The organism is Kitasatospora sp. NPDC091257 (genome assembly GCF_044757675.1).
GTDB classification, from domain to species: domain Bacteria; phylum Actinomycetota; class Actinomycetes; order Streptomycetales; family Streptomycetaceae; genus Kitasatospora; species Kitasatospora lactacystinica.
In genome coordinates this window covers 1-7,312 of the sequence record NZ_JBIVVI010000367.1, presented here as the reverse complement: position 1 = coordinate 7,312, position 7,312 = coordinate 1, and the positions used below count along the sequence as shown (strand labels likewise).

Annotated in this window: 7 protein-coding genes and 1 tRNA gene; 5 read left to right on the top strand and 3 right to left on the bottom strand. The window is 74.6% G+C overall.

Going from position 1 to position 7,312, the window contains the following annotated elements; all coding sequences use genetic code 11:
* The first annotated feature begins 119 nt into the window (after positions 1–119).
* The 5 genes from trmB (at position 120) to ACIQOV_RS18520 (ending at position 5,125) form a co-directional block, all read left to right on the top strand.
* Positions 120–905 carry a tRNA (guanosine(46)-N7)-methyltransferase TrmB gene (gene trmB / locus ACIQOV_RS18540; protein ID WP_387737304.1) on the top strand — a complete coding sequence of 262 codons (786 nt, stop codon included), beginning with the start codon at positions 120–122 and terminating at the stop codon, positions 903–905.
* A gap of 280 nt (positions 906–1,185) precedes the next feature.
* Positions 1,186–2,352 carry a PrsW family intramembrane metalloprotease gene (locus tag ACIQOV_RS18535; RefSeq protein WP_401049674.1) on the top strand — a complete coding sequence of 389 codons (1,167 nt, stop codon included), beginning with the start codon at positions 1,186–1,188 and terminating at the stop codon, positions 2,350–2,352.
* Between the two features lie 50 nt (positions 2,353–2,402).
* Positions 2,403–2,476: transfer RNA gene (locus ACIQOV_RS18530), tRNA-Met, on the top strand.
* Positions 2,477–2,668: 192 nt separating this feature from the next.
* Positions 2,669–3,457, top strand: coding sequence for a hypothetical protein (locus ACIQOV_RS18525; RefSeq protein WP_359913985.1), 789 nt, complete (start codon positions 2,669–2,671; stop codon positions 3,455–3,457).
* Positions 3,458–3,919: 462 nt separating this feature from the next.
* A complete protein-coding gene (locus ACIQOV_RS18520) occupies positions 3,920–5,125 on the top strand; it encodes a hypothetical protein (protein WP_401049672.1) in 1,206 nt (401 codons plus the stop codon).
* Here ACIQOV_RS18520 and ACIQOV_RS18515 read toward each other — a convergent pair.
* The 3 genes from ACIQOV_RS18515 to ACIQOV_RS18505 all read right to left on the bottom strand — a co-directional run bounded on the left by ACIQOV_RS18515 (position 5,115) and on the right by ACIQOV_RS18505 (position 7,193).
* Complete coding sequence (locus ACIQOV_RS18515) at positions 5,115–5,576, bottom strand: GNAT family N-acetyltransferase (protein WP_401049671.1); 462 nt, start codon at positions 5,574–5,576, stop codon at positions 5,115–5,117. The two genes, ACIQOV_RS18520 and ACIQOV_RS18515, sit on opposite strands and share 11 nt — an antisense overlap.
* Positions 5,577–5,612: 36 nt before the next feature.
* Positions 5,613–6,359: a hypothetical protein gene (locus tag ACIQOV_RS18510; protein ID WP_401049669.1), complete on the bottom strand. Its 747-nt coding sequence runs from the start codon at positions 6,357–6,359 to the stop codon at positions 5,613–5,615.
* 93 nt (positions 6,360–6,452) lie between these two features.
* Complete coding sequence (locus tag ACIQOV_RS18505) at positions 6,453–7,193, bottom strand: sensor domain-containing protein (protein WP_401049667.1); 741 nt, start codon at positions 7,191–7,193, stop codon at positions 6,453–6,455.
* Between the last annotated feature and the right edge of the window lie 119 nt (positions 7,194–7,312).

Sequence of the window (7,312 nt, the reverse complement as noted above, 5' to 3'; positions counted from 1 at the left end):
CGGCCGGGCCGGTGGATGAGCCCGGTCACAGGCCCGGCCGGGGAGCCCCGACAGCCCCGTAGACTCGGGTGATTGTGACTGCCACCGCCCCGATCCCCCAGCCCTCGCCGTCCGCCCGGATGTCCGCCGCGCCGGCCGCCTACCCCGCGCCGATGTACCCGCACAAGGCCACCGAGGCCCAGCACCGCGAGCGTCGCATCCGCAGCTTCCAGCCGCGCCGGGGCCGGATGACCAACGCCCAGGCGAGCGCCCTGGACCGGAGCTGGGAGACGTACGGCATCCCCATCGACGGCACCCCGCTGGACCCGCGGGAGCTGTTCGACGGCCTGCCGGTGACCCTGGAGATCGGCTTCGGCATGGGCGAGACCACCGCCGCGATGGCCGCCGCCGACCCGGCCATGGGCATCCTCGCCGCCGACGTGCACACCCCCGGCCACGGCAACCTGCTCGGCCTGCTGGAGCGGGACGGCTCCCACAACGTCCGGACCGCCGCCGGCGACGCGGTGATCCTGCTGCGCGACATGCTCCCGGACGCCTCGCTGGCCGGTCTGCGGGTCTACTTCGCCGACCCGTGGCCCAAGCCGAAGCACCACAAGCGCCGGCTGGTCCAGCCCTCGTTCCTCGACCTGGTGCTGCCCCGGCTCGCCCCCGGCGCGCTGGTGCACTGCGCCACCGACTGGGAGCCGTACGCGGAGCAGATGCTGGCCGTGCTGTCCGCCTCGCCGGAGCTGGAGAACCTGCACCCCGAGGGCGACGGGACCGGCTGGCTGGAGCCCGGGGACCACCCGGACGGCAGCATTCCGGGCTACGCCCCGAGGCCGGACTGGCGTCCGGTCACCAAGTTCGAACGGGCCGGGATCGCCAAGGGGCACGTCGTCCACGACCTGCTGTTCCGCCGCCGCTGACCCTCCGGCACCGTTCGAACGGGCGGCCGCGCGGCGGCCGGACGGGCGGGCCCGGGAGGGACGGTTCGTCCCGACTCCTCCCGGCGGGCCGCCGCCGTGGCCTACCCTGTGCCGCATGGGCAGCCCGTCCGGCGGCGGGTTCCGGACGGGCGGTCGCACGACGGTTCGAGCAGCCGCCGACGCACCGGAGACGGTCCCGAGCACCGGCGACACCCGGACCATTCCGGGGCCCCGGAGGCACCGGGCGCATCGCCTGCTGCCCCGGCCGGGTACCGCCGCCGTGCCGCTCCCGGTCGTCGACCAATTCCTCCGCGCCGGCACCACCGCCCCCGGGGCCCCGCCGGGCCGCAGCCGCTCGGTGGCGCTCTCCTCGGTCACCGCGACCGCCGTCCTGACCCTGATCGGCTGCGGGGTGCTGATCCTGCACCTGGTCCAGCGGCAGACCGGCACCGTCGGACTGCTGGTCGGCCTGGGCCTGGCGGTGGTGCCGCTGCCGTTCGTGCTCGGCGGTCTGGCCTGGCTCAACCTCACCGCCCGGGTTCCGCTGCGGCACACCGTGTTCTGCCTCGGCTGGGGCGCCTGCGCGGCCACCACCGTCGCCATCCTGGCCAACAACTGGACGGCGAGCTACCTGACCCGGCACCGGGGCCCGTTCGGGGAACTGCTCGGCGCCGGGATCGCCACCCCGGTGATCGAGGAGACCGCCAAGGCCACCGCCCTGCTGGTGCTCCTGCTCCCGCTCGGCCAGCGGCTGCGCTGCCGCGGCCGCCGCACCGGACGCCCCTGCGCGCCGCTGCTGCGCCGGTCGCCCGCGCCCCGGAGCCCCCGCCGGCACCCGCGCCACCCGGTCGGGCCGCACGCCCGCGGCCGGCCGCGCCTGCGCCCGTACCTGCGGCCGTTGCCGTACCTGCGCCCGGCCCCGCCCTCCGGGGCGCCGCACCACCGTTCCCGGCCGCGCACCCTGGCCGCCGGGGTGGTGCTCGGCGGGATGGCCGCCTGCGGCTTCGCGTTCACCGAGAACGCCCTCTACCTGGGCCGGGCCTTCAGCAGCGACCAGCGGCAGCGGCTGGACAGCATCGGCCTCGGCGACCCGCCCAGCCTGCGCGACTTCGACAGCACCGTGCAGACCTTCGTGCTGCGCGCCCTGCTCTCGCCCTTCGCCCACCCGCTGTTCACCGCGCTCACCGGGATCGGCCTGGCCGTCGCCCTCACCACCGCGCGGCGCTGGCTGGCCCGGCTGGCGGTGCCGGCCGGGCTGCTGCTGGCGATGGCGCTGCACGGCACCTGGAACGCCGCCGCCGACCTCGGCACGGACGGCTTCCTGGTGGTGTACGGGGCGCTGATGGTGCCCTGCTTCGCCGCGCTGGTCGCCTTCGCGGCCTGGGCGAGGTGTCGTGCGGCCCGGCACCCGGCACCCGGTCGGCGGCGGGTCGCCAGGGCGCCCTGAAGAACCGATTTCCCATATCGGCGACTTCCCCGTATTGTTGTGTTCACCGACGCGGGGTGGAGCAGCTCGGTAGCTCGCTGGGCTCATAACCCAGAGGTCGCAGGTTCAAATCCTGTCCCCGCTACTCAGTAGCCGAAAGGCCCGGAGGATTCGTCCTCCGGGCCTTTCGCGTTCCCGGGTACGAACGAAAGACGGTCCTGCCACGAACCTGTAACAGCGGCCGGTCCCACGATCACCTGTCAGGGTCCTGAACCATACTGAGGAAAAATTCATCTCATTGGGGGGCTGTTCGGGCCACCCGGACAGGAAGAACCACATGCTGTCGAAGCGACTGGTCAGCACCGCCGCGATCTGCCTCGTCCTGGCGGCCGGCACCGCGGCGTGCGGCAGCACCAAGAGCGACGGGACGGGCGGCGACGCCAAGGCGGGTGCCGCGCAGAAGCTCGACACCGACAAGCTCAGCGCCCAGGACATCGCGAAGCAGGCCAAGGACGCCCTGGCCTCCGCGAGCTCCCTCAAGATGGTCGGCACCGTCGACACCGGCGAGGGCAGCATGGAGCTGAACCTGGCGCTGGACAACAAGAGCCAGTGCACCGGCACCATGGCGATGCCCGGCATGGGCAAGTTCGAGATCATCAGCGACGGCAAGACCTCGTACGTCAAGCCGGACAAGGACTTCTGGACCAACGTGGGCGGCCCGAACGGTGCCAAGGCCGCCGAGCTGTTCAAGGGCCGCTACCTGACGGGCTTCGAGAGCGACCCGTCGATGGGCTCCCTGATCAGCGTCTGCAACCTCGCCGAGTTCAGCAAGAAGATCACCGCGGACAAGAGCGGCAACGACAAGGTGGAGAAGGGCTCCGCGGGCGACGTCAACGGCGTGAAGACCTTCAGCCTGAAGGTCGCCGACTCCAAGGGCGAGGTCACGACCATGCAGATCGCCACCGAGGGCAAGCCCTACCCGGTGCGGGTCGAGCACTCGGGCGCCAAGGACGGCAACGGCAAGATCGACTTCAGCGACTTCGACAAGCCGCTGACCATCCAGGCCCCGTCGGCCGACAACACGGTCGACTTCACCAAGCTCCAGGACCAGCTCAAGACCGCCTGAGCAGCGGATCCGGGCGCGCCCCGCACGGCCGGCACCGGGGCCGGGCGGGGCTCCGCGAAATAATCCGTTGCCCTCCGTCCGGCGGGCTGCCTATCGTGGCAGCACACTGAAAGGAGGTGATCCTGAGTTGAGTTCCATCAGGATGCGTGAGGTGGCTGCTCGCTAGAGCCGCCCCTGCCTGCGCAGGATGAGGCCCCTGGCCTCCGGCAGGCGAAATCCACAGCAGTCACCCGGCCCGCGGTCTCACCGGTACATCCCCGGTGCCTCGGCGCCCGGCCAGTGCACGGGCCGGCGCGGAGGAGCAGTCCGCGGGCCGTCTGCGTTCCCGGGGAGCTTCCGGCACGATTCCGGAGGCTCCCCGCGCCGTGTCCGGGGCAGCGGCCGGACGTTTCCGCGCGGGGGCGCGGCGCTAGAGTCGGCGCGCGTTCCGGAGCGGAGCGACGCGGACACAGGGGGTGGGCGATGGCGAAGGCACGACGGCCGGGCGGCGGCGGGGCGACGCTACGGACGGCGCAGTGGGGCGCCACCGGGGTGCTGGCCGGGACGGGACTGCTCGGACTGCTGCTGTTCGCGCTCGGCCGGGAGCACGCCTGGCAGGTGCTCGGCGGCGGGCTGGTGGTGATCGGGGCCTCGGTGGTGCTCGGCGGCGGGCTGGGCTTCCTGTTCGGGGTGCCCCGGGTGCGCGGCGGGGCCGCTGCCGGCGAGCCGCAGGGCTCGTACGCGCCGAACACCAATCTGGAGCAGGTCTCGGACTGGCTGACCAAGGTGCTGCTGGGCGTCGGGCTGACCCAGCTCGGCTCGCTCGGCGAGCGGCTGCACGACCTCGGCGCGGCGCTGGCGCCCGCGCTCGGCGGCGGCCGGGACGTGGCACCGTTCGCGGCGGCGCTGGTGCTGTACTTCCTGGTCTTCGGGTTCCTGGCCGGCTGGCTGGTGACCCGGCTGGCACTGCCGCAGGCGCTGACCGAGACCGACCGGGCGCTGGACCTCTTCCTCGCCGGGCAGGACCGCGACCGGCACGGCGACAAGGTGGGCGCGGACGACCTGCGGGTCCGCGCGATGCAGCGGCTCGGGCTGCTGGGCGGCAGCGCGGAGCGCCCGGCCGCGCTGGCCGGGCAGCTGCCGCCCTCCTCCGGCGCGCCGGCCGGGCCGGAGGGCGTGGTGGCGGAGGTCCGCTCGACCGCGCGGCGTTCGGCGCTGACCGCCGACCAGGTGCGGGCCCTCTTCGCGGACGGCTCCGAGGGGCGGCGGATCCAGGCGCTCGCGCTGATGCAGGGCGATCCGGCGCTGGCGGACCTGCCGAGCGTGCTGGACGCGATCGAGCGCCCGCGCTCGGGCTTCGAGCAGTACCACGCGCTGCTGGCCGCCCGGGGGCTGCTCTCCCGGCTGCCCGCCGCCGGGGAGCAGCGGCTGCGGGACGCGGTGGCGACGCAGCTGGTCGACCCGCGGGGCATTCCGTACGGGTCGGACCGCAGTTGGCTGGCGGAGAAGATCCTCTCCCGGCTCCCGGCACCGGCTCTCGTGCCGGAGCGGCCGGCACCGGCCGGGCCGCGGGCCGCCCCGGTGGTGCCGGCCCAGCCGGCCCAGCCGGCCCAGCCGGACGGACCGGACGGACCGGGCGGGCAGGGCGGGCAGGGCGGACCGCCGGCCGAGGGGACCTCTAGCCGGTGAACTCCGGGACGGTGAAGCGCAGTTCGGGACGCTCCCAGGTGATCCTCCCGCGCGCGGGGCAGGTGCCGACGCGTTCGGCGCCCACCCGCAGGTAGAAGCGCTCGGCGGGCGGGTTGGAGACGACCCGCACGACGGCGATCCCGGCTCCGCGGGCGAGTTCCAGCATGTGCGCGATCAGGGCGCGGCCGGCGCCGAGCCCCTGGGCCTCGTCGGCGACGAACATCAGGTCCAGTTCGGCCGGTTCGCGGATCAGCCCGTAGAAGCCCAGCAGCCGGCCGGTGGCCGGGTCGGCGGCGAGGAACACCTCGTGGCGGGCGATGTACTCGGGCGTCACCCGGTAGCCCTCGATCATCGGCGCGTACTCGCCGTGATAGGCGGAGGAGGCCTGGATCAGTTCGGTGAGCCGGTCGGCGTCGGTCTCGTCGGCGCGCCGGATCGTCGTGTCGGTCATGCGGGCGAGTATAGGAGTGGCCCCCGACAGTGACCATTACATGACCGGTGGCCGGAGCGCCCGGCGGCGGTGGTCGGCGGCCCGCAGCACCAGGACCCGCCGGGGTCGGCCGCCCACCGGCCCGGGGTAGCGGCGGACCTCGCTGCCGATCCGGCGCTCGCCGAGCGCGTACCGCAGCGGGCCGAGATGGCCGCAGCGCCGGCCGTACCCGTCGTGCAGCGGCTGGACCCGGACCTCGCCGTCCGGGGAGGTGACCCGGACCAGCTCGGTCAACGCCTCCAACTGGCTTTCGGGGCCGAAGAGTTCGGGGTACGCGAAGAGCAGGTAGCCGCTCAGGGTGAGGGCGAAGGCGCCGTCCGCGAAGGGCAGCCGGGGCAGCGCGGCGGCCACGTACTGCTGCGGGTGGGCGGCCGAGTCGGCGGCGAACAGCAGGCGGGCGCGGTCCCAGCTGCGCAGGTAGCGCTCGGCGCGGTACGGGCGGGGCGAGGGGTAGAGCTGCGGGCGGGTGGCCATCGCGGCGGCCATCGCCGCCCGGGCGGCCACCGCGGCGGTCGCGACCGCCGGCAGCGGCAGCGCGTACGCCGGATCGACGGCGATCACCCGGCAGCCCAGCCCGCGCGCCTCGGCGGCCAGGCCGGCCGCGCCGCCGGGGCAGTCCAGCACCGGGCCGGGCAGGACGGCGAGCCGGGCCCGGGTGAGGCCGAACAGGGCGCAGTACTCGTCCAGCGGCCGGGAGGTGACCAGGACGCCCGGGGGAACGGCGGGAATGCCGACGGCGGCCACCCGGCCATCCGAACACGCGGCGGCCCCACCCGCATCCGGAGGCGTCCGGGGTGCGGGCGGGGCGCGGGCGGGGTCCTCGGCGGGGCCGGCCGGTCAGCGGCCGAGCAGGCCCTGGGCGGCGACCCGGTTGACGTTGGTCAGGCCGCGGACCAGCTGCGTGGTGAGGAGGATCAGCAGCACGCCGAGGAGCGAGAGCCCGGCGATCTGCCAGGGCGACTGGACGTCGTACACGTGCCGGACGCCGTCGCTGTCGTGGAAGTCGAACAACCGGTACCCCTTCCAGGAGGTGTACGTCGGGAAGACCCAGTGGTACACGGGGTAGAGCGCCAGCGCCCAGCCGAGCACCAGGAACACCAGCGTCACCGCGAAGCTGAGCACCGCCCAGGGGAACATCACCACCTGGTACAGCACGGCCTTCCAGCCGGCCCCGTCCGCGAGCCGCGCGGTGACCGCGCCCCAGCTGCCCTGGCGGACCCGGCGCACCGGCGCCGGGCCGGGGACGTCCAGGGCCAGCATGCCGCGCACCCGGGCCCGCTCCAGCCGGCCGAAGCCGCGGGCGACGCTGGTCAGGGCGCCCAGCACGGGCAGGCCGATGACGGTGACGAGGGTGCCGAGGCCGAGGCAGAACAGGGTGATCGACACGACGAAGCCGACGATCGCCACCGGCAGGCCGCTGAGCGCGTAGCCGACCTCGCGGTAGTAGTACGCCGAGAACGGCGCCCGCCACACGGCCGGCCGCCGCTCGGTCCGGCGGACCCGGGCCGGGCGCGGGTCGTCACCGTGACCGCCCAGGACGTCCCACTCCCGGTCCTCCATGCTGCGGCTGCTGCTCATGCTCCCGGCCCCCGGCCCCTCGTACTGTCGGTCGTTCGTCCCGCTGACAGGCTCCAGTCTGGTGGACGCGCCGGCCGGCCGGGATCCGGAGGCCTGGCGGATCCGGGGTGGGGTTAACC

Bases quoted from the DNA above. Each gene is read 5' to 3' on its own strand.
- trmB (WP_387737304.1), top strand. From the start codon at position 120: ATGTCCGCCGCGCCGGCCGCCTACCCCGCGCCGATGTACCCGCACAAG.
- ACIQOV_RS18525 (WP_359913985.1), top strand. From the start codon at position 2,669: ATGCTGTCGAAGCGACTGGTCAGCACCGCCGCGATCTGCCTCGTCCTG.
- ACIQOV_RS18520 (WP_401049672.1), top strand. From the start codon at position 3,920: ATGGCGAAGGCACGACGGCCGGGCGGCGGCGGGGCGACGCTACGGACG.
- ACIQOV_RS18515 (WP_401049671.1), bottom strand. From the start codon at position 5,576: ATGACCGACACGACGATCCGGCGCGCCGACGAGACCGACGCCGACCGG.
- ACIQOV_RS18505 (WP_401049667.1), bottom strand. From the start codon at position 7,193: ATGAGCAGCAGCCGCAGCATGGAGGACCGGGAGTGGGACGTCCTGGGC.